Source organism: Streptomyces sp. NPDC058008, assembly GCF_042886395.1.
In the GTDB taxonomy this organism is placed as follows: domain Bacteria; phylum Actinomycetota; class Actinomycetes; order Streptomycetales; family Streptomycetaceae; genus Streptomyces.
In genome coordinates, this window is record NZ_JBHVQX010000014.1 from 143,545 (window position 1) to 164,794 (window position 21,250).

Genomic DNA, 21,250 nt, shown 5'->3' on the forward strand with positions numbered 1-21,250 from the left:
GACGGCCTCGGCTACCAGATGGCCCCGACCCACTCGGGGTGGTCGATGAACGGGTTCCGGTTGTGCTGGAAGTCCTCGTATATGACGTCGTTGCGCTTCTTCTCGAAGGCGTCCGGCGGGTCCTGCTGGCTCCACTGCTTCAGCACGGAGAGCCGCCCGATGTTCGGGGCCGATCCGTTGCTCACCTTGTCGTTCGGCTCCAGGTCCGCGAAGGCGTCGTCGCCCTCGTAGCGCACCGCCATGTAGAGGATCATCCGGGCGACGTCGCCCTTGACCGCGTCGCGCGGTTCGAAGGAGTCGCTGTCGGTGAAGTTGCCGGGTGCCCCCGAGACGGCGCTGCCGCCGTTGTCGAAGTCCTTGTTGCCCCGGATGGAGTTGACCTGGACGTCCTCCGGGCGCAGGTGGTGGATGTCGGTGCCGGGACCGGTCGAGGTGCCGAAGTCGCCGTGGGACTTCGCCCAGACGTGCTCGCGGTTCCAGTCCCCGACGGCACCGCCGTTCTGGCTCTTGGCCTGCGAGCGGCCGGTGTAGAGGAGGATCACGTTGGAGGAGTTGGCCGGGTCCTCGTCGGTCGCCTTCAGCGCGTCCCAGACCTGGCTGTAGGAGAGCTTGGTCTGGTTCTTGATGATCGTGTGCAGCGAGCTCTTGAGCGCGGTGCCCGTCTTGCCGAGGGCGTCCTTGTAGTAGGTGTCGTCGAGGGCGGCGGCCGTGGACGCCGCAGGGGCGGCGGCGGGGGAGGCCGCGGGAGTGGCGGCGGGTGCGGCGGACGCGACGCCGGTGAGTACGACGATCGAGGCGGCTGTCGCGAGCAGTGGACGCGCGTAGAAACGGCGGCGACCGGACATGTGGGGTGTCCTCTCCGAGGCGGCGGAAGGGTGTCTGAGGGCCGGGCGTTGTCTGTTCGCTCGGGAGCCTTCCACACGCACGGTGCCGGTCGTGTGAACGTTGCGTATTCATCATGTGCAGGTCAAGTGACAAGTCCTCCGGCGCTTCCGGGGCATCGGATGCGGGGACGGCGGCCCGGCGCGAGAATTGCCGCAAGGGACGAGGAGGCGGTATGAGCGAAGAGTCCGAATCCGTATCCGTATCCGTGCCGGAAGTGCGGGGGGTGACCCCCGACCGCCTGCTCCACACCGGCGCCGGCGATCAGCCCACGGCGGAGGATCTGGTGCTCGCCTCCGGGCGGGACCTGACTCCGGAGAACCTGGAGTGGGCACAGCGCAGGCTGTCGCAGGAGGGCCGGTCGGCCATGGAGAAGCGGCTCCCCTAGGGACCCCGGAACCCCTCGGAGCGGGGAGCGTGCGGAGCGCTTCCCGCCCCTCGGCTAGCCTGAACGCAATATGAACCGTTTGACGACGTCACAGGGCGAATTCGAACTCGCCCGCTTTCCCGGGAACCCGCGCGACCCGCTCCGTGCGTGGGACGCCGCCGACGAGTACCTGCTGCGGCGGCTGGAAGGGGCGGAGGGGAGCGACCCGGTCCGCCCCTCCGGGACCGTGGCCGTGGTCGGCGACCGCTGGGGCGCCCTGGCCACCGCGCTGGCAGGCCACGCCCCCGTGCAGATCACCGACTCCTACCTCGCGCGACGCGCCACCGAGGCCAACCTCGCGCGCAACGGCCTCGCCCCGGACTCGGTCCGCGTGCTGTCGGTGCGCGACACCCCGCCCGAGCGCGTGGACCTGCTGCTCGTACGGGTGCCCAAGAGCCTCGCCCTCCTGGAGGAGCAGCTCCACCGGCTCGCGCCCGCCGTGCACGCCGGGACCGTCGTCATCGGCACCGGCATGGTGAAGGAGATCCACACCTCCACCCTCAAACTGTTCGAGCGGATCATCGGGCCCACCCGCACGTCCCTCGCGGTGAAGAAGGCGCGGCTGATCTTCTGCACCCCCGACCCGGACCTGCCCAGGACCCCCAGCCCCTGGCCGTACCGCTACGACCTGCCGGACGACGTGGGAGTGGTCTCCGGCCGTACGGTCGTCAACCACGCCGGGATCTTCTGCGCCGAACGACTGGACATCGGCACCCGGTTCTTCCTGAAGCACCTGCCGCGACGGACCGGGCCCGACCGCGTCGTCGACCTCGGGTGCGGTAACGGCGTACTGGGTACGGCCGCGGCACTCGCCAACCCCGACGCGGTCCTCACCTTCATCGACGAGTCGTACCAGGCCGTCGCGTCCGCCGAGGAGACCTTCCGCGAGAACACCGGGCCGCAGGCCCGGGCCGCCTTCCTGGTCGGCGACGGGATGGCGGACGTGCCCCCCGCGAGCGTGGACCTGGTCCTGAGCAACCCGCCCTTCCACTCGCACCAGGCGGTCACCGACGCCACCGCCCGGACCATGTTCCTCGGTGCCCGCGCCGCGCTGCGCCAGGGCGGGGAGCTGTGGGTCGTCGGCAACCGGCACCTCGGCTACCACACCCAGCTGCGCCGCCTCTTCGGCAACTGCGTGACCGTCGCCGGTGACCCGAAATTCGTGGTGCTGCGGGCCGTCAAACGCTGACCCGCGTCACGGGAGGTCGTCCCTGCCCAGCCACGACGGCACCTCGGGCACCTGCGCGTCCCAGGCGGGCGGGGGGCCGGGGTCCGGCGGGGGCGCGGCAGGCGGCGCCGCCTTCTCCGGCTCGGGCTCCGGGGCGGGCGGTTCGTCCGCCCCGGCCTCGGCGGCCGCGCTGTCGTACACCTGCTCGGCCACCGTGAACCGGCAGTGCCAGGGCTGCCAGACGCCCTCGACGACCAGCAGGAAACCGTCCGGCTCCCGGTACAGCGCCCGGCGCTTCGGGTTGGCCGGATGGACCGGCTCGAAACGTTCGGCCCGGACGCGGAGCACCGCCAGCGCCTCCTCGCGCGTCCCCTCCACATGGTCCAGCACGCCGACCGACCACATCCGTCCCTGCCGGCCGTACCCCAGGTTCTGTTCGACCACCAGCCCCCACCTGGGCACAGTCCCCCCACCCCTCCCCGGAACGCGCGCGGTTGCGGTATGCATGGAACCGTGCCGGGACGTCATCCTACGATTCGCCGTCCCCCGGCACGACGACCCGCCCCGGCCGCACCCGCCGAACGGAAGGCACGAGCCGATGCACGATCCGGATCCGGGACTGTTCGGCCCGCGCTCCGTCACCTGGCAGATGCACGCCGACCCCATGATGTGGGTGGCGGGCGTCCGCGCCCTCTACCTCCAGGCACTCCACCCCCGCGCCGTCCGCGGCGTCATGCAGAACTCCGACTTCCGCAAGGACGCCTGGGGGCGCCTGATGCGTACGGCCGGCTTCGTCGCCACCATCACCTACGGCACCACGCGGGCCGCCGAGAAGTACGGGGCGCGCGTCCGCACGATCCACCGGCTCCTGAGGGCCACCGACCCGGAGACCGGGGAGGTGTACGGCATCGACGAGCCGGACCTGCTGCTCTGGGTGCACTGTGCCGAGGTCGACTCCTACCTCCAGGTCGAGCGCCGCTCCGGCCTCCCGCTCACCGACGCCCAGGCGGACCGCTACGTCGCCGAACAGCGGGAGGCCGCCCGGCTCGTGGGTCTCGACCCGTCGCACGTCCCCGCCACCTGCGCGGACCTCGCGGCCTACTTCGAAGAGGTCCGGCCGCTGCTCGCCGCGGGCCCCGAGGCGTCGGACGTCGACGCGTTCCTGCGCCACCCGCCCGTCCCCGCCCCGCTGGTCCCGGCGCGTGCCCTGCTCTGGCGGCGCGTGGCCGCGCTCGCCTACGACTCCCTGCCCGCCCACGCCCACGAGCTGTACGGCAGGGCCGCCCCGCCGCAGCCGGCGGTCGACCGCCGGCTGCGCACCACGGGAGCCGTCCTGCGCCGCATCCCCGCGCGTCTGCGCTGGCTGCTGCCGCCCCGGCACATCGTGAAGGCCATGGCGAGGCTCGGCCCCGGAAGCCGCCCGTCGCCGTACGAACTCCGCAGACAGGCAGCCATACTGGACGGGCCGGGGAGGGCACAGCGGTAGCGGACGGGGGCGGCAGCGGGCGATGGCGGACACCAGACTGATCCAGGGCCGCTACCGGCTGCTCGATCTGGTCGGGCGCGGAGGCATGGGCGAGGTGTGGCGGGCGCGCGACGAATCGCTCGGCCGGCAGGTCGCGGTCAAGTGCCTCAAACCGATGGGGCCGCAGCACGACGAGGCGTTCACCCGCGTCCTGCGCGAACGCTTCCGCCGCGAGGCCCGGGTGGCCGCGGCCCTCCAGCACCGCGGGGTCACCGTCGTCCACGACTTCGGCGAGTCGGACGGTGTCCTGTACCTCGTCATGGAACTCCTCGAAGGACGCAACCTCAGCCAGCTCCTGGAGGACAACGCGCGGCACCCGCTGCCCGTCGGCGATGTCGTCGACATCGCGGAACAGGTCGCCGACGCCCTCGGCTACACCCACCAGCAGGGCATCGTGCACCGGGACCTCAAACCCGCCAACATCATGCGGCTCCACGACGGCACGGTGAAGATCTGCGACTTCGGCATCGCGCGGCTGGGCCACGACATCGGCTTCACCTCCCGCCTCACCGGCACCGGCGTCGCCATGGGCACCCCGCACTACATGTCGCCCGAGCAGATCAGCGGCGAGGAGGTCGACCACCGCAGCGATCTCTACTCGCTGGGCTGCGTGCTGTACGAGATCGCCACGGGAGTACCGCCGTTCGACATGGACGACGCCTGGTCCGTGATCGTCGGCCACCGCGACACCGCTCCCGAGCCGCCGCGCACCCACCGCGCCGAACTGCCGGGGTTCTTCGAGGAGGTCGTCCTCGACCTGCTGGCCAAGGCGCCGGGCGAGCGGCCCGCCGACGCCGGTGACCTGCGGCAGCGCATCGTGCTCGGGCGCACGGGCGGGCAGCCGCAGGACCGTACCGTGCTGCTCGGCCCGCCCGTCCCGGTCGGGCCCTCCAGCGGCGAGGCCCCCCGGCTGCCCTCCTGGACACGCGACATGACCACCGGTCACAAGGCCGTCGGCACGTCGTACCCGGGGACGGACGCCCTCGACCGGGCGGCCGCGCTGACCGGGCCATGGACCACGGGGGCCGGCCAGGACCTCACCGGCGGCTTCCCGCCCGCGGGGCCGGGCCGCCCGGCACCGTCGCCGGGCCTGCTCGCCACCCTGGCCAGCCGGCACAGCGCCGGACTCAACCTCGGGCGCCTGGGCCACTGGGAGGAGGCGGGCGAGGTGCACCGCGCGGTCGCCGCCGAACGTGAACACGCGCTCGGCCCCGACCACCCCGACACCCTCGTCAGCAGGTACGAGGTCGCGTTCACCCTCAGCCGCACCGGGCGCGCGGCCGACGCCCTGCGCGAGTTCGGCCGGGTCGCCGACGGCCGCGAACGCACCCTGGGACCCGACCACCCCGAGACCCTCGCCGCCCGGCAGGAGACCGCGTACGTCCTCGGCCAGCTCGACCGCCACTTCGAGGCCCACCAGATCTACGCCGCGGTGCTCGCCTCGCGGGAGCGCTCCATGGGGCCGGACCACCCCGACACCCTGCGCTGCCGGCACAACCTCGCCTTCAACCTCAGCAGGCTGGGCCGACTGGAGGACTCCTGCCGCATGGCCCGCGAGGTCGCCGACGCCCGGTCGCGCGTGCTCGGCACGACGCACCCGGACACCCTGGTCACGCTGTACGAAGTGGCGTACGCACTGGGACGGCTGGACCGCTGGACCGAGGCCCTGGAGCTCTACCGCGACGTGGCGCGGGACCGCGCCGACGTCCTCGGCGCCGACCACCCCGACACGCTGGCCGCGCGCTACGAGGCCGGCATCAGCCTCGGCAGGCTCGGCCGCAGCGCCGAGGCACTGGAGCTCTACCGGGCCCTCGTCGAGGACCGCACCCGGCTCGGCGGTCCCGAGGACCCCGAGACGCTGCGCGCCCGGCACGGCCTGGGCGTCAACCTGGGACGGCTGGCGCGCTGGGAGGAGGCGCTCGCCGAGGCACGCGAGGTCTGCTCCGCCCGCGAACGCACCCTGGGACCCGACCACCCCGACACCCTCGTCAGCCGCCGTGAGATGGCCGTCGGGCTGGGCTGGCTCGGCCGCTGGGCCGACTCCCTCACGGAGTACCGCACGGTCGCCGGGACCCGCGAGCGGATCCTCGGCGCGGGCCACCCCGACACCCTCGCGAGCCGCAACGACGAGGCGCTGTGCCTCGAACAGCTCGGCCGCGGCACGGAGGCGGTGGACCTCTACCGGAGGGTCGCCGATCTGCGCCGACAGGGCGGGACGCCGCCCCACTGACCGTCAGGCCAGGACGCCCCGTACGCGGTAGAGGTCGCGCAGCAGCGCGATCTCCGCCCCGTGGTGCAGCACCTCCTGGTTGACCCACCACACGGTCTCCAGGAAGAGGTCCTCCGGGTCGCTGCCGTGCGGGTACGAGCTGTACCCGACCGTGTCGAGCGCCGTGTCGCCGGCGCCGAGCAGCGCGGCACGCCACGCGTCCGCCGAGGCGCCGAAGTCCGCGAGGGCCCCCGCCGCGTCACCCACCGGTCGGTAGTCGTCCCGGGTGAGGCCGTGGCTTCCCGCGGTGTGGTCGGCGCGCAGTGCCAGCAGCTCGCTGAGATGGCTCAGACGCCACGCGAGGGTGGTGAAGGGCGGCGGCGAAGGATGCGGGTGCGGCGCCGTGTCACGTCCCCAGCCGCCCGCACCCGTCAGGGCGGTCGCCCCCGGCCCGGGCCCCGTGTCGCGGCGGCGGACCGACCAGCAGCCCGGCACCGGCTCCCACAGGTACTCCTCGTCGGTCAGCGGGGGAACCTCCACGTCCGTGCCGCTGCCGCTGTCCACGAACGGACCCGCGAGCCGGCCGGTGAGCCGTTCGCGTGCCAGGTCGAACTGGTCGAGCAGCGGGATCAGACGGGCGGGTGCGTTCATCGGTTCTCCATGGCCAGGCGCGGGAAGACGCGGTCCGGGGGAGCACCCTGCCACACGGGCTGCCGGGCCCCCACGGGATTTCCGGCGCCCCGTCCCCGCACCACGAGCCGCGCCCCCTGTCCAGAGACGATCATCCCGTGTTACGAAGAGGCATGCCCGCAGACGAGACGCCCTCACCCGGCACACCCGCGCACGCCGCCTACGACGCGGTGATCGTGGGCGGCGGCCACAACGGCCTGGTCGCCGCCGCCTACCTGGCCCGCGCCGGACAGTCCGTCCTCGTGCTGGAACGTCTCGGCACCACCGGCGGAGCGGCCGTGTCGACCCGCCCCTTCGAGGGGATCGACGCCCGGCTCTCCCGCTACTCCTACCTCGTCTCGCTCCTCCCGCAGAAGATCGTGCGCGAGCTCGGCCTCGACTTCGCCGTACGCAAGCGCACCGTCTCCTCGTACACCCCGGCGGTGCGCGACGGCCGGTCCACCGGGCTGCTCGTCGGCGGCGACGGCACCCGGGACTCCTTCCGCGCACTGACCGGTGACGACCGGGAGTACGAGGCGTGGCAGCGGTTCTACGCGATGACGGGCCGGGTCGCCGAGCGGGTGTTCCCGACCCTCACCGAGCCCCTGCCGTCCCGTGACGGCCTGCGGGCGCGGGTGGACGACGCGGACGCCTGGCGCACGCTGTTCGAGGAGCCCATCGGCGTCGCCGTCGAGGAGGAGTTCACCGACGACCTCGTACGCGGCGTCGTCCTCACCGACGCGCTGATCGGGACCTTCGCCGACGCCCACGATCCGTCCCTGCTCCAGAACCGCTGCTTCCTCTACCACGTGATCGGCAACTCCACGGGGGACTGGGACGTCCCGGTCGGCGGGATGGGCGCGCTCACCGACGCCCTGGCCGGGGCGGCCCGCGCGGCCGGCGCCGAGATCCGCGTCCTGCACGAGGCCGTCCGCGTCGAGACGGACGGCACCCGCGCCGAGGTGACGGTCCGTTCCCCCGACGGCGAGCGCGTCATCGGAGCGCGCCGGGTCCTGGTCAACGCGTCGCCGCAGGCCCTGGCCGCGCTCCTCGGCGAGGAGCCCCCCGCCCCGGCCGAGGGCGCGCAGCTCAAGGTGAACATGCTGCTCACCCGGCTGCCGAGACTCCGTGACCACTCCGTGGACCCGCGCCGGGCGTTCGCCGGAACGTTCCACATCGCCGAGGGGTACGGGCAACTGGCCACCGCCCACCGGCAGGCGGCGGCCGGACACCTGCCCTCAGCCCCGCCCTCGGAGATCTACTGCCACTCGCTGACCGACCCGTCGATCCTCGGCCCCGGCCTCGCGGCCCGCGGCTACCAGACGCTCACCCTGTTCGGCCTGCACACCCCCGCCCGGCTCTTCGCGGCGGACAACGACGCGACCCGCGCGGCCCTCCTGGAAGCCACCCTGGCCGAACTCGACGCCCATCTGGAGGAGCCGGTCACCGCATGCCTGGCGCTGGACGCGGACGGCAGGCCGTGCATCGAGGCGAAGACCCCCCTCGACCTGGAGCGGGACCTGGGGCTTCCCGGCGGCCACATCTTCCACCGCGACCTCTCCTTCCCGTACGCCACCGGGGAGACGGGACGCTGGGGCGTGGAGACCGCCCACGCCAACGTCCTGCTGTGCGGGGCGGGCGCGGTGCGCGGCGGGGGCGTCAGCGGGGTGCCCGGCCACAACGCCGCCATGGCGGCGCTGGGCCGGTGACCGCGGTCCCTACCGGCCGAACACCCCGCGCAGGGCGGCGAGCTTGCGCGGCAGGTCGTACTCCGCGCCGCCCTCGTGGCCGTTGTAGGTGAACACCTCCAGTTCGGCGGGGCCCGCGTACGCGTGGTACGCCGCGAAGACCGTGGACGACGGACAGATCCGGTCCATCAGCCCCACCGACAGCCACGCCGGAGCCGTCGCCCGGGCCGCGAAGTTGACCCCGTCGAAGTAGGACAGGGTCTCCATCGCCTCCTCCGTCCTGAAGCGGTGCCCGGACAGCCAGCGGGCGATCTCCGCGTAGGGGCCCGCATCCGTGATCTGCGAGGCGCGCCGGAAGTGGCAGAGGAACGGCACGTCGGCCACGGCCGCGGCGACGTCGTCCCGCAGCCCGGCGACGGCCAGCGCGAGCCCGCCCCCCTGGCTGCCGCCGAGGACCGCGACGCGCGAGGGGTCCACCGCCTCGTGCGCCTTCACCGCGTCGACCGCGCGCACGGCGTCGGTGATCAGGCGGCGGTAGTAGTGCCGGTAGGGGTCCTCGATGCCGCGGGTCAGGAAGCCGGGCGAGGAGGAGCCGTGCCCGTCGGGGCCGAGATCAGCGGTGTCCGCGGTGTTCTTGCCGCCGCCGCCCTGGCCCCGGTTGTCCATGACCAGATGGGCGTAGCCGAGCGCGCTCCAGGTGAGCCAGGAGTACGGGATGCCGCGCCCGCCGTTGTACCCGATGTACTGCACCACGGCCGGCAACGGGCCCGAGCGGACGCGCGGCAGCATCAGCCACGCCTTCACCGGCTGCCCGCCCCAGCCGTTGAACGTCACGTCGTACACGTCCACGGTCGTGAACCCGGCGTCGTACGGGACGAACACGGCGTCCAGGCCGTGCCGGGCCGTCCCGGACAGGGTCTTGTCCCAGAACGCGTCGAAGTCGGCGGGTTCCTCGGGATCCGGCCGGTACTCGCGCAGCCGCTCCAGGGGCATGTCGAACAGCAAGGCTCTAGCTCCTCTTCAGGGTGAGGTTGAGGGTGGCACCGTGGCGCCCGGTGGTGTCGGCGGTGACGCGGATGCCGCCGCCGGCGGGGACGGCGGTGACTCCCGGGTCCGCGGAGACGACGCTCAGACCCCGCAGCGCCAGGTCCAGTACGACGGAGGACCGCAGCTGGGTGGGGTCGGACAGCGCGACGGTCACCGTCCGTCCCTCCGGCCGCACGAGCACCGAGGCCGGTCCGTCGGCGGTGAGTTCCCGGGCGGTGCCGGCGGACCAGAAGTTCGCCGCGAGCAGACCGTCCGCGCGGCGGCGTACCGCGTGCACGGCGGTGGAGCCGGCGACCCGCTCCACCGGAGGCGCCGCGGACCACTGCCGCGTACGTTCGGCGGACGCGGCCGGGGCCTGGAGCCAGAAGTAGTCCGCGTCCCGCGGCGCGGTGCCGTGGTCCTGCCACAGGGTCAGGTACGGGCGGGTGACGGGGGTGTCCGTGCCGTACTTGAGGTTGATGTCGCGCCACGTCGCCGTCCGGTCCTCGCGCAGTCCGCGCAGGGTGACGGGGTCCGGGAAGACGTAGCCACCGGTTCCTGCGACGTGCAGCCAGCGGACGTCGTCCAGGCGCGCCGACCACCCGGCGTCCGCCGGGGCCGCCGTGCCGTTGACGAGCAGGGCCGCGCCCGGATCGCGGAGCTTGCGGTTCTCCACGACGGTCTCGGCCTCACCCGCGTCGGCCGTGATGCCCGAGCCCACACAGGCGATGACGTCGTCCAGGCAGAACCAGCTCTTCAGGCCGTGCAGCGAACTGCCGTAGGCCCGCAGCTCCATGCCGTACGCGCCGAGCGTCGTCCCCGGCAGCGCGGTGCCGCCCGCCCAGTCCGCGGTGCTGGTGGTGCGCTGGCCCGCCGCGTCGGCGGGACGGCCCGCGAGGACGGTGGTCCCCGGCAGCCGGGTGGGGTCGACGGTCGGCCAGTAGTCCTCGCTGTAGTGGCCGAGGTCGTCCGTGTAGAGCAGCACCATCCCGTCGGAGAGGTGCCAGGCGCGCAGGTTCTCGTTCTGGATCGACTCGTAGTTGTAGATCCGCGAGGAGTACGCGGAGATACCGAGCGCGAACGACGGCCTGTGGTGGGCCGCCTTGTCCATCCGAGGGTGCTGCTTGTGGACGGTCAGCGGCCCGCGCGCGCCCACCGGCGAGGCGATGACCTGCTGGGCCGCGACGAGCGAGGCGAGGTCGGTGACGGCGAGGAAGTCACGGTAGGTGTCCTCCGCGATCCACTGCTTGACCAGGGCGGTGAACCGGTCGGCGGTCTCTCCGGGGAAGCCCGGGATCAGCCGGACCACCGCCTCGATGACCGTCTGCGCCGACACGTGGCCCTGCTTGCTCGGCCGGGCGATCTCACGCCCGCACACCGACGCCATCACGTCGCCGCGCGCGAGCAGCGGATCGAAGCCCTCGTCGACCCAGAGGCGGACGTTGTCGAGGTCGGGATCGGTGACCCGCCACGCCGTGCCCGCGAGGAGGTTCAGCAGCCGGGAGAGACTGTTCAGCAATTCCTTGCCGTAGCCGCCGTTGTACGGGTGCTTGTAGTGCTGGAGGAACGAGCCGTCCGAGTAGAAGCCCTCACCGGTGCCCTCCGCGGCCGCGCTCGCGTCGTTGAAGGCCAGGACGCTGTTCGCGCCCGAACCCTCGACGTCCGAAAGAGCGTCACGCACCCGCGCCAGTCCGGCCCCGTCGTCCCTCAGGACCGCGTTGACCGCCACCACGGTGGAGACCCACACGCGGTTGGCACCGGTGGCGATCTGCCGGTCGGCGCGCCAGAGGTTCGGGTCCGGGGTGTAGTGCCGCACCGCCGAGGTGATCCGCTCCAGCCGGTCCGTGCCGAGTACGTCGTACAGCAGTACGGACGCGTCGTTGAGCGCGAGGGCCGAGCCGATCTCCCAGTCCCAGTCGTTGTCGAAGCGGGTGTGCCCCGGGCCGTAACGGTGCGTCAGCATCCAGTCCAGGCCGGCCAGCAGCAGGTCGCGCAGGGCGGCGTCGCCGTGCTGCGGGGTGCCGGGGACCGCCCATGCGGTCGCGATCGTGGCGAGGCGCTTGAACGAGGTGGTGACGTGGTTGGAGAGCGTCGTGCTGGTCAGATCCGGGAAGAGCCCGTCGGCGCGGGACGGATCGAGGCCTTTCACCGCGGTGGTGGCGGCCCGGCCGGTCCGGGCGACGGCCGCGGCGATCCGCTCGTCGGTGAGGTCGAGGCCGGGGCCTCCCGTCAGCAGGGTGTGCCAGCGGGCGCGCAGCGCTCCGGCCTCGCCCGCCGCGGCGTGCGCGGCCCGGGGGGCGAGGGCGGGGGGCAGGGCGACGGCCGCGCCGAGCGCCGCCGCTCCGGCCAGGACGGTGCGGCGTGTCGTGCCGGTGCCTGGGGTCATGGTTCGTTCCTCACAGCAGGTGTCGGCGGTCGACGGCCCCGGCGAGCGCGGCGTGACCGGAAGGGTTGGGGTGCAGGCCGTCACCGCTGTCGTGGGCGGGCCGCATACGGGAAGGGCGTGCCGGGTCGCGCAGCGCGACGTCGAAATCGGCGACCGCGTCGAACAGCCGGCCGGTGCGGATCGCTCCGTTGATCCGCTGCCGTACCTCGTCGAGCTCCGGCGTCCAGCGCGTCCAGCCCTCGAACGGGGTGATGGTCGAACCGACGGTCCGCAGCCCCGCGTTCCGGGCCCGCAGGACCAGCTGGCGGTATCCGTCCAGGACGAGCGACGGGTCCGTCCGGGACGGCGGCTGCTGGAGGTCGTTGACGCCGAGCTGGACCAGGACGGTGCGCAGACCCGGCAGCGCGAGGACGTCGCGGTCGAACCGCGCCTGACCGCCGGGCCCGAACCGGGCGTCGTCCAGCAGCAGCCGGTTGCCGCTGACCCCGAGGTTGGCGACGGCCGAACCCGGGAGCCGCCGGGCCAACTGGTCCGGCCAGCGCAGATCGGCGTCGTCGGGCGTACCGACGCCCTCCGTGAGCGAGTCGCCCAGCACGGCGACGACCGGCCCGTGGGCGCCGTTCACCTCGACGCCCGTCAGGAGGAACACCGAGGTGGTGCGCACCCCGTCCACGCTGTGCGACGCGTGCGTGTCGCGGTGGAAGGACAACGGTCCGGTGGGGCCCGGCAGCCGGGTCTCCACCGTGAGCGCCGAACCCTCCGGGGCCCGCAGACCGTCGACCGTGTCGCTGGTCAGGGACGCACCCGCGGCCAGCCAGGCCTGCCGCCGTCCGCCGAACGTCACCGCCCTCCCGCCGGCCGTCACCGGACCGATCAGCACGGGTACGGCCCCGAAGGCGTGCCCGTACCTCAGGCGCACCCGGCCACCGGCGGAGAGGCGTACGGCCGCGGTGAACACCGCGTCGGTCAGGCCGGACGCCGCCACGGTGTCCGTCGCGGTCGGCGCGGTCTGGGCCGTCGCCCAGGAGGTGGCCCACGGGCCGGTGCGCCCGGCCCGTACGGATGCGCCGGACCGCGCGGCCCCGGCGGCGGGAGCCGTCGCCGCGACCCCCGCCACTCCCGCGGCGGCGGCCGTCAGCACCCCGCGTCTCGCGGGACCCCGGCCGCTCATCGCGGGCACGACCCGGTCGGGTCGTACCCGGCGCCGTAGGTGCCGACCGCGTCGCCACCCGTGTTGCCGCTCATGGTGTTGGTGCACACCGGGCCCTGCGGGGTGCGCATGAACTTGATGCCGCCGCCCGCGTTGCCGGTGATCGTGTTGCCGTACACGCTCGTCCCGGTGCCGTCGGTCGCGCTGTCACCGCCGAGGCGGACACCCGCGCCCACGTTGTCGTGCACGGTGTTGTAGCGGAATATGTTCCCGCTGCCGCGCGCGTCGAGACCGCCGGATCCGGGGTCCTTCTGGCCGCTGCAGTCGTTGTACTCGACGTAGTTGACGGTCGAGTTCTCCTTCACGTCCACGCACTCGTTGCCCCGGGTGACGATGGTGTTGTGGTGGATGCGGTTGTTCCTGCTGACGTCGGGTGCCGCGTCCGGGGCGCCGTTGGCGCCCTGCTGCTCGGGCGCCGTGCCGAGGTAGATCCCCTCGCCGTTCTTGCCGCCCCCGCCGAACCTGAAGTCGGCGACTCCGCAGTCGGTGATGGTGTTCCCGTCCACCTCCGCGCCCGTGACCAGGTAGCGCAGCCGGAGGCATTCGTCCGCCGCGTTCCTCAGCGTCATCCCGGTGATGTGCAGGGCACCCACCCCGTTGCCGGGAGTCGTGCTCATGACATAGATGAGCTTGAGGCGGTAGCCCGCCACGTCGTCGGCCGAGCCGTGCAGCCCGTCGACGGTGAAGCCGCTCAGCGTCGTCGAGTCGTGCCGCACCTGGACGATCCGGCTGCCGCCCGCGCCCTTCACCACCGCGTCCGAGGGGCCCGTGAGCGTGACGCCGGGGCGGGTGGTGACGATGTCCTGCCGGTACGTGCCCGGGGCGAGGTGGACCACCGCGCCGGTGGGCGCCAGGTCCAGGGCCTTCTGGATGCCGGCCAGCGGCGCCCCCGCCGACGTACCGGCGGCGGAGTCGTTCCCGGACGGCGAGACGTAGTACGCGGTGGCCGCCTCGGCGGCCGGGGACGGCGGGGCGCACAGGAGCGGGGTGGAGACGGCGAGCGCCGCGACGAGGGCGGTGCGCAGGGAACGGCTCATGGGGTGTGCCTCCTGGGATCGGCGAAGGACAGGGCGAGCAGTACGGGAACGCTGGGGCCCAGCAGCAGCGGCCCGAGCGGTACGACGAGGGAGAGCAGCACGGCGGAGATCGCGGCGCCGAGCAGCGCCGTGCCCCGGGCGGGCGACCCGAAGCCGAGCGCGAGCGCGCCGGCCGACCAGCTGCGGACCGAGCCGCCGGGGGTCCGGCCCGCCTCGGCCGCGAGAGCGGTGTGGTGGATGACGAGAGCGGCCGCGACGCCCGCCTGCGCGGCGAGCACGACGAAGGCCCAGGGCTCCGGACGCCCCAGCAGATGGACGATGTTCGCGGTGAGGACGGCCGCCGCCGCCGTGGAGAGCAGCCCGTGCGCCCACAGCGCCCGCCAGTAGCGCGGGAAGGCGGCGAAGGTGTTCAGGAAGACGCGGCTGTCGCCCTCGGTGCGCCAGAGCTGAAGGGCGTGCCCCATCGCGGCCAACGCGGGCAGCCAGGTCACGATCCCCAGGGACAGGACGGAGAAGGCCGCCCCGGCGACGGCCGGGAACGCGACGAACTCCAGGCGGCGCAGCAGCGCCGTCCCGCCGGACGGGAGGATTGCCCGCACGGTCAGCCGACCTTTCCCGTGTACGGCTCGGTCACGTCGAGGAGTACGCGTCCGTCCCGCTCCAGCCGCGTGCAGCGCACCACGTACGGCGCCCCGTCCCCCGGACCGAGCAGGACGGCGGCGGCGTCGGCGTCCACCCCTGCCGTACGGATGCGCCGGCCGGCCGGGGACAGGAGGACGGTCTCCCCGGCCCCCGGGAAGGCGACCCCGTACCCCTCGGCGCACGCGACCCGCTCCCCGCCCTCCGCCCCGCCCGGAGTCAGGGCGCTGAGGAAGTGCTCCCCGGCGGACCGCGGGGACGTCACGCGCAGCGTGTGCAGGGTGCGCGTCAGACGCAGCTCCGGCGTGCTGGACGTCGGATTGGCCTCGACCTCGGTGACCTCGCAGCCGACGGAGGCGCCGGCCGGAGCGAAGCGCTGGAGGAGGGCGGTGGCCGTCCCCGACCTGATCAGCGCGCTTTCGCCGGGCCCGGGTTCCACCGGGCGGTCGGTCTGGAGCAGGAACGTCCACGCACGCGCCGCCTCCGCCTCGGCCAGATCGAGCAGCACCAGCCGCCCCGACGGGGTGAACACCAGGGTCCGGTCCAGCCGCCGTACACCGAGCCCGGGGTCGTACATCGCGGCGATCTCCGCGGTGGCGTGCGCCCAGCCGCTGTCCGCGTCGGCCAGGACGTCGCGCTGCCGGGCCCGGCGCTCGTGGGGGATGCCCTCGTAGACGTGGTAGCGGTCCTCGTCCGCGTACCCCTGGCCGTCCACCAGCAGCAGGTTGTGGTGGGCCGCCCGCTTGCGGTTGCTGTAGCCCTCGTCGACGGCGAGGAAGGCGCCCTGCGAGACCAGCACGAACGAACCGGAGTCCGGATGGTGGTGCCCCTGGTTCAGGGTCTCCCACCCCAGCTCTGCCCGGTGCCGCGCCGAGGCCTCCCACGCCGTGTGACCGCCGCCCGGACTCGCCTTGAACGACACGAGGGTGGCGTCGTCGTCCCAGCTCGTACGGGCCGCGAGCAGGCCGAGGTCCGGGAAGAACGCGTGGGTCTCCGTCGGGCGGGCGGCCCGCACCGACGGGTCGTACCAGAGGTACTCCAGATAGGCCTCCGGCAGGATCCCCGGGCGCACCCCGCTCTCCGAGGCCTCCTGCCACAGCAGTTCGCCCGAGGCGAGGTCGCCCAGCCACTGGGCCTCCGCGATGCCGTACTGCGCGGCGAGCCGGTAGTACAGACCGGCACTGTGGCCGCTGCGCCGGTCGTGGCAGTCACCGTGGTCGACGTTGAACGCGAAGCCGGGCGCCGTCTGGTGGAGCCGGTAGCGGAACGTCGAGGAGAGGAAGCCGCCGCGCCCCCACCAGTCGATGCCCTCGGCCTCCTGGAGCAGGTCCAGGTGGATCGCCAGGAACGGCACGCCGTAGCGCCAGTAGACGACGCCCTCGGCGTGCGAACCGTCCGGCGGCATCAGGTCCAGGACGGTGCCGAGATTGTCCTTCGCGCGCTCGGTCCACTCCTGCTTGCCCAGCACGTAACCGGCCGTCGCCAGACCCGCGTAGCAGATCCAGTTGTGGTTCTGCCAGTACGACGACGACCACCAGCGCCCCTCGCTCGCCACCGCGAACTCGTACATCCGGCGGCCCTGGAGGAGCAGCTTGTACCGGAGCAGCGCCCGTACGCCGTCCGGGAGTTCGTCGCCGATCCACCGGTAGGCGAGTGCGAGGTGGTGCAGCAGCCAGCCGGCGTCCAGGTCGTGGTCCGGCAGGTGGGCGCGGCCCCAGTGCGGGAGGCGGACCGCGGCCTCGATCCAGCGCCGGCTCTCGGCCAGGTGCGCCGGATCACCGGTGGTGCGGTAGGCCAGCGCGGGGTTGGAGGCCGCGGGGCCGAGCCAGGTGATGCTGGCCAGGGGGTGCGTACGGGGCGGGGTGAGGCCGCGGTGACGGGCGGCCTCCTCCCGCAGGCGGAGTTCCCGCGCGGGGCGCGGCCCCGGCGGCGGGGTGGCGGAGAGCAGCACCGGTCAGCCCCCCGTCCTGAAACGCGCGGCCGAACCGTCCGCCAGTTCCACCGTCAGCTCCTCGCCGTCGAGTCGCAGGCCCGTCACCGCCGGACCCGCGGAGGCCGCCTGGTACACCGAGGCGTACGTGATCCGCTCGGCCTCCGCCGTGAAGTCGACCCAGGTGCGGGTGCGCTGCGGATCGTCCGCAGGCCCGGGGCCCGGCCTGGAGAACGGACGGACCTCCACCCCCGGGGTGGAGGTGTGCCAGCCGTGCAGGGTCTCGTCGCCGTACCAGGTGGTGCGCACGGGACCGCCGGCCTGCGCCTGCACGTCCAGAGCCGTCCCCGGGCGCAGCTGGCCGGTGACGCGGTGCGCCTTCCGGCCCGTCACGCTCAGCAGGTCCACCAGACAGCAGTCGGCCGCCATGACCCTGCGCACGGCACGCACCCCTTCGTACGCGGTGGTGACCTCGGCGGTCACCGAGCGGTCGTCCGAGGCCAGGAGCGCGCCCGCGCACTCCGCCTGCTCGGCCCCGTTCACCCGGAAGGCCGGATGCGCCTCGGTCGACGCGTACAGGTCCCTGAACTCCGCGTGGGCGTAGGGCACCTGGCCGGGATCCGGCTGCCACGGGGTCGTGTCGCCGTACAGGTAGAGCGACAGCTTGTCGCGGTGCCCGTGCGAGCCTCCGTGCGGGCCGAAGTCCAGCAGGGCGTGGATGCCGGCCGCGCGCACCACCGCGTATCCGGCCACGGGGAAGACCGTGACCCCGCCGGGCGCCGCACGCCGGGGCAGCGGGGGGCCCGCGAACCAGCCGCCGAGTTCACGGTCCAGCCCGTCGTCGTGGGCGCCGAGCTCCTGCCGGGCCCGGGAGGCCACCGCCTCCAGTCCGGCTGCGGGCACCAACTGCTGCGCCAGTGCGACCAGTTCGAGCCACTCCAGGGCGAGCGGGCGGCGCAGGTAAGGGCCGTCGTGCAGTGCGGGGAGCAGACCGCCCGGAGTCGCGACCGCGGCCAGCACCCCGGTCATCGAGGCCAGTACCCCGGCCACGTCGGACGGGATCGCCGCCGGGTCGGCGGACCGCAGTGCCAGCAGTGCCGCGCGCAGGACGAAGCCGTGGTAATAGGTGCTGCCCTCCCACTCCCAGCCGTCCTCGGCGACGGCCACCCGCAGATGCGCGTACAGCCCGTGCTCGCCCTCCAGCCACTGCTTCGCGCCGTCCCACTCCAGGCCGCGCGCCGCCGAGGCGGCCCGGCTCGCGGAGGCCCCGGCCGCGTTCAGCCAGGCGGTGTAGTTGGACGCCAGCTGCCCCCGGCCGGTCAGGACGCCACGGGCCTCCAGCGCCGCCACCTCCAGGTCGTCCAGCAGCGGCAGGACCGCGGTCAGGTCCTGTGTGCCGTCCTCGGCCAGGGTGATCACGGCGTGCCCGATGTTCACCGCCCAGATGGCGTCGGTCAGCGCCTGGTGGAAGAGGCGCCCGCGCAGCATCCAGCCCTGCGCGTCGCCGTGCCGCTCCGTGGCGAGGGACGCGTACAGGCCGGCGTACTCGACGAGCCGTGCCACCGCTTCCGCGCGCTCGCCGCGGTGGGCGAGCACCCGCAGGTGCCGTGCCCACGCCTGGTGCGACAGGACCGTCCAGGCCCCGCGCACCGCCGGGGAGTCCACCCGGCAGCCGTGGGCGCACCGCGCCCCGCCCGTGGGGAAGACGCCCGCGAGAACGTCACCGTGGTCGAGCTCCACACCGTGCGCCGGGCAGACGTACGCGTGCCACCAGCCGCCCCGCTCCCGGGGGATCCGCTTCAACGCGGCCACACGCCACCGTCGATGTCCACCGTGGTGGCGGTCAGGAACCCCGAGGCGGGCGAGGCCAGATGGACGACCGCGTGGGCGACGTCCTCCGGGGTGCCGGCGCGGCCGACCGGGATACCGGCCTCCATCGCCTCCTGGGCGGGGACGGCGGTGAACGTGTCGTGGAACGCGGTGCCCTTGATGAAGCCCGGGGCGACGGTGTTGACCGTGATGCCCGTGCCCGCGAGCTCCTTCGCGAGCCCCTTGGTGAAGCCCCGCACACCGGCCTTGGCGGCCGCGTAGGCGACCGAGCCGGGTCCGCCGCCGTTGTGCGCGGCCAGCGAGGACATCGTGATGACGCGTCCGGCGGCGGACCGCGTGAGATGCGGCAGAGCGGCCCGCACCGTGCGGAAGGTGGACGTCAGGTTGGTGGAGACGACCCGGTCGAAGTGGTCGTCGGACATCTCGGCTATCTTCTCGCGGCCGATGAGGTGGCCCGCGTTGCAGACGAGGACGTCCAGCCCGCCGAGGAACCCGGTGGCCTCCTCGACGAGCAGGTCCACCTCGGCGGTCACCGTCGCGTCCGCCCTGAACGCCTTGGCCCTGCGGCCCAGCGCCTCGATCGCGGAGACGGTCCGCGCCGCCTCGTCGGCGGAGGAGTGGTAGTGGACGGCGACGTCGGCGCCGGCCTCGGCCAGGGCGACGGCGATGGCACGGCCGATGCCGTGCCCCGCCCCCGTGACGAGGGCGCGGGAGCCGTTGAGATCAGCAGACATGGGTGAAGCCCTTTCGGTGACCGGCCCGCGGTGGGCCGGAACCGGTCACTTGAGACCGGCGGTTGCGAAGCCCTGCACGAAGTAGCGCTGGCCGATGAGGAAGAGGACGACCATGGGCAGGGTGGCGAGCGTGGTGCCCGCCATCAGGAAGTGCCACTGGGTGCCGTTCTCCGTCTTGAAGACGGAGAGGCCCACCTGGATCACCCGCAGGCTGTCCGTGTGGGTGACCAGCAGCGGCCAGAGGAAGTTGTTCCACGACGATTCGAAGGTCAGCAGCGCCACGGTGATGAAGGCGGGCTTGACCTGCGGCGACATGATCCGCGAATAGATCCGGTACTCACCGAGCCCGTCCAGCCGGGCCGCCTCCTCCAGTTCCACCGGAAGGTCCAGGTAGAACTGCCTGAAGAGGAAGACCGCGAACGGGGTGACCGCTCCGGGGACGATGAGCGCCCACCAGCTGTCCAGCCACCCGCTGCCGCCCTGGCCGAGGATGTCGTTGCCGCCGGCCAGCGGCATGAAGCGGACGATCAGGAACTCCGGCAGGACCTTGGTGTACGTCGGGATCATCAGGGCCGCGACGAACAGGTAGAAGATCGTCTCGCTGCCGCGGAACCTGATGCGGGCCAGCGCGTACCCCGCCATCGACGCCACCAGCACGTTGAGCACGGTGTGGCTCACCGCGATCACGAAGCTGTTCCGGGCGTACGTCGCGAACGGCGCCGCCTTCAGGGCGTCGACGTAGTTCCCGAACTCCCAGTGCTCCGGCAGCAGCCCGGCGTCCTGGGAAGCGATCTCCACCGGAGTCTTGAGCGAGGTGATCACCATCCAGACGAACGGCACCACCATCAGCAGGGAGACGGCCGACAGGGTCGCGTAGAGCGCGATCCGGCCGACGGGGACGGACCTGCCCTTGGCCGGGGCCTTCGCCGGAGCCTTCGGCGTCCCGGCCGCGGGAGCCGGTTCCAGCAGCTCAGTTGTGGCCACGACTGCCTCCCATCATCCGCTTGTTGACCAGGGTGAAGCCCATCAGCAGCACGAAGAGCACCAGTGACTGCGCGCTGGCGTAGCCGACGCGGAACTCCCGGAACGCGGACTTGTAGATCTCGTACGTCATCATCGTGGTGCTGTTGGCGGGGCCGCCGTCGGTCAGGATGTAGATCTGGTCGAAGGACTGGAACGCGCTGATCATCGAGGTGATGAGCACGAAGAACGTCGCCGGCTTCAGCAGCGGCAGCGTGATCGAGAAGAACTGCCTGACCCTGGAGGCGCCGTCCACGGACGCGGCCTCGTACAGCTCCTTCGGCAGGGACTGGAGGGCGGCGAGGTAGATGAGCATCTTCATGCCGATGCCCTGCCAGATGCCGACCAGGATCACCGACGGGAGCGCCCAGGTCGTCGAGGACAGCCAGGCCGGGCCGTCGATGCCGAGGAACGAGAGCACCGTGTTGAGCAGGCCGTTGCCCGGGTTGTAGATCCACAGCCAGACCAGCGCGATCGCGACGGTGGCGGTGACCTGGGGGAGGAACACGGCGGTCCGGAAGATGCCGCGCGCCTTGAGACCCGTGTGCAGGGCGAGGGCCACCAGCAGGCCCAGCGCCATCCCGAAGGGCACGGTGAAGAAGGTGTACAGCAGGGTGTTGCCGATGGACTTGACGAAGACCGCGTCGTCCAGCATGTCCCGGAAGTTGGCCAGGCCCACGAACTCCGGCGCGGTCAGCACGTCGTACTTCGTGAAGGCCAGGGCCACCGAGACCACGACCGGGAGGCCGATCCACAAGGAGGCGTGCAGCAGCGCCGGGGCCACCATGAGCATGCCCGCCCGGCGCCTGCGGCGCCCCGGGCCGGTGGGCGCGCGGCGGGTGCGTTGCGCCGCGGGTGCCCCGGGAGGGG

At 73.1% G+C, this 21,250-nt stretch carries 18 protein-coding genes; 5 read left to right on the top strand and 13 right to left on the bottom strand.

Annotated elements, in window-relative coordinates:
* Positions 1 to 11: 11 nt before the first annotated feature.
* A complete protein-coding gene (locus ACFVS9_RS16455) occupies positions 12 to 845 on the bottom strand; it encodes an endonuclease I family protein (RefSeq protein WP_389932850.1) in 834 nt (277 codons plus the stop codon).
* Between the two features lie 212 nt (positions 846 to 1,057).
* On the opposite strand from ACFVS9_RS16455, the gene ACFVS9_RS16460 reads away from it, so the two are divergent.
* Positions 1,058 to 1,270: a hypothetical protein gene (locus tag ACFVS9_RS16460; RefSeq protein WP_383116286.1), complete on the top strand. Its 213-nt coding sequence runs from the start codon at positions 1,058 to 1,060 to the stop codon at positions 1,268 to 1,270.
* Positions 1,271 to 1,340: 70 nt separating this feature from the next.
* Positions 1,341 to 2,498, top strand: a complete 1,158-nt coding sequence (locus ACFVS9_RS16465) for a methyltransferase (RefSeq protein ID WP_383116287.1) — start codon at positions 1,341 to 1,343, stop codon at positions 2,496 to 2,498.
* A 6-nt stretch (positions 2,499 to 2,504) separates the two neighbouring features.
* On the opposite strand, the gene ACFVS9_RS16470 is transcribed toward ACFVS9_RS16465, so the two are convergent.
* Complete coding sequence (locus ACFVS9_RS16470) at positions 2,505 to 2,939, bottom strand: hypothetical protein (RefSeq protein ID WP_383116288.1); 435 nt, start codon at positions 2,937 to 2,939, stop codon at positions 2,505 to 2,507.
* 136 nt (positions 2,940 to 3,075) lie between these two features.
* On the opposite strand from ACFVS9_RS16470, the gene ACFVS9_RS16475 reads away from it, so the two are divergent.
* The gene (locus tag ACFVS9_RS16475; protein ID WP_389932854.1) at positions 3,076 to 3,963 is read left to right on the top strand and encodes an oxygenase MpaB family protein; all 888 of its coding nucleotides are present in this window, start codon (positions 3,076 to 3,078) and stop codon (positions 3,961 to 3,963) included.
* 22 nt (positions 3,964 to 3,985) lie between these two features.
* Positions 3,986 to 6,232: a tetratricopeptide repeat protein gene (locus ACFVS9_RS16480; RefSeq protein WP_389932856.1), complete on the top strand. Its 2,247-nt coding sequence runs from the start codon at positions 3,986 to 3,988 to the stop codon at positions 6,230 to 6,232.
* A gap of 3 nt (positions 6,233 to 6,235) precedes the next feature.
* Here the strand turns inward: ACFVS9_RS16480 and ACFVS9_RS16485 are convergent, their stop codons facing one another.
* Complete coding sequence (locus ACFVS9_RS16485; protein WP_389932859.1) at positions 6,236 to 6,862, bottom strand: DinB family protein; 627 nt, start codon at positions 6,860 to 6,862, stop codon at positions 6,236 to 6,238.
* A 152-nt stretch (positions 6,863 to 7,014) separates the two neighbouring features.
* On the opposite strand from ACFVS9_RS16485, the gene ACFVS9_RS16490 reads away from it, so the two are divergent.
* Entirely contained in the window at positions 7,015 to 8,589 is a 1,575-nt protein-coding gene (locus ACFVS9_RS16490; protein WP_389932862.1) for a phytoene desaturase family protein, read from the top strand.
* A gap of 9 nt (positions 8,590 to 8,598) precedes the next feature.
* On the opposite strand, the gene ACFVS9_RS16495 is transcribed toward ACFVS9_RS16490, so the two are convergent.
* Genes ACFVS9_RS16495 through ACFVS9_RS16540 form a run of 10 tightly spaced genes read right to left on the bottom strand, consistent with a single transcriptional unit; the run spans position 8,599 to position 21,173 of the window.
* Complete coding sequence (locus ACFVS9_RS16495; protein ID WP_383116293.1) at positions 8,599 to 9,573, bottom strand: acetylxylan esterase; 975 nt, start codon at positions 9,571 to 9,573, stop codon at positions 8,599 to 8,601.
* A gap of 4 nt (positions 9,574 to 9,577) precedes the next feature.
* Complete coding sequence (locus ACFVS9_RS16500; RefSeq protein WP_389932865.1) at positions 9,578 to 11,980, bottom strand: polysaccharide lyase 8 family protein; 2,403 nt, start codon at positions 11,978 to 11,980, stop codon at positions 9,578 to 9,580.
* 10 nt (positions 11,981 to 11,990) lie between these two features.
* Entirely contained in the window at positions 11,991 to 13,151 is a 1,161-nt protein-coding gene (locus ACFVS9_RS16505) for an SGNH/GDSL hydrolase family protein (protein WP_389932868.1), read from the bottom strand.
* Entirely contained in the window at positions 13,148 to 14,227 is a 1,080-nt protein-coding gene (locus tag ACFVS9_RS16510; RefSeq protein WP_389932871.1) for a DUF1565 domain-containing protein, read from the bottom strand. The genes ACFVS9_RS16505 and ACFVS9_RS16510 overlap by 4 nt, the downstream gene beginning before the upstream one ends.
* Positions 14,224 to 14,826 (bottom strand): hypothetical protein, encoded by a 603-nt coding sequence (locus ACFVS9_RS16515; protein WP_389932874.1) that lies wholly within the window; start codon positions 14,824 to 14,826, stop codon positions 14,224 to 14,226. Before ACFVS9_RS16515 ends, ACFVS9_RS16510 begins: the two co-directional genes overlap by 4 nt.
* 2 nt (positions 14,827 to 14,828) lie before the next feature.
* Entirely contained in the window at positions 14,829 to 16,817 is a 1,989-nt protein-coding gene (locus ACFVS9_RS16520) for a hypothetical protein (protein ID WP_389932877.1), read from the bottom strand.
* A 3-nt stretch (positions 16,818 to 16,820) separates the two neighbouring features.
* Positions 16,821 to 18,608 (bottom strand): heparinase II/III family protein, encoded by a 1,788-nt coding sequence (locus tag ACFVS9_RS16525; protein ID WP_389932880.1) that lies wholly within the window; start codon positions 18,606 to 18,608, stop codon positions 16,821 to 16,823.
* Positions 18,596 to 19,360 (bottom strand): SDR family NAD(P)-dependent oxidoreductase, encoded by a 765-nt coding sequence (locus ACFVS9_RS16530; protein WP_383116300.1) that lies wholly within the window; start codon positions 19,358 to 19,360, stop codon positions 18,596 to 18,598. Before ACFVS9_RS16530 ends, ACFVS9_RS16525 begins: the two co-directional genes overlap by 13 nt.
* A 45-nt stretch (positions 19,361 to 19,405) precedes the next feature.
* On the bottom strand, positions 19,406 to 20,344 hold the full coding sequence (locus ACFVS9_RS16535; protein ID WP_383116301.1) for a carbohydrate ABC transporter permease: 939 nt from the start codon (positions 20,342 to 20,344) through the stop codon (positions 19,406 to 19,408).
* Positions 20,331 to 21,173, bottom strand: coding sequence for a carbohydrate ABC transporter permease (locus ACFVS9_RS16540; protein WP_389932884.1), 843 nt, complete (start codon positions 21,171 to 21,173; stop codon positions 20,331 to 20,333). Before ACFVS9_RS16540 ends, ACFVS9_RS16535 begins: the two co-directional genes overlap by 14 nt.
* Positions 21,174 to 21,250: the final 77 nt, after the last annotated feature.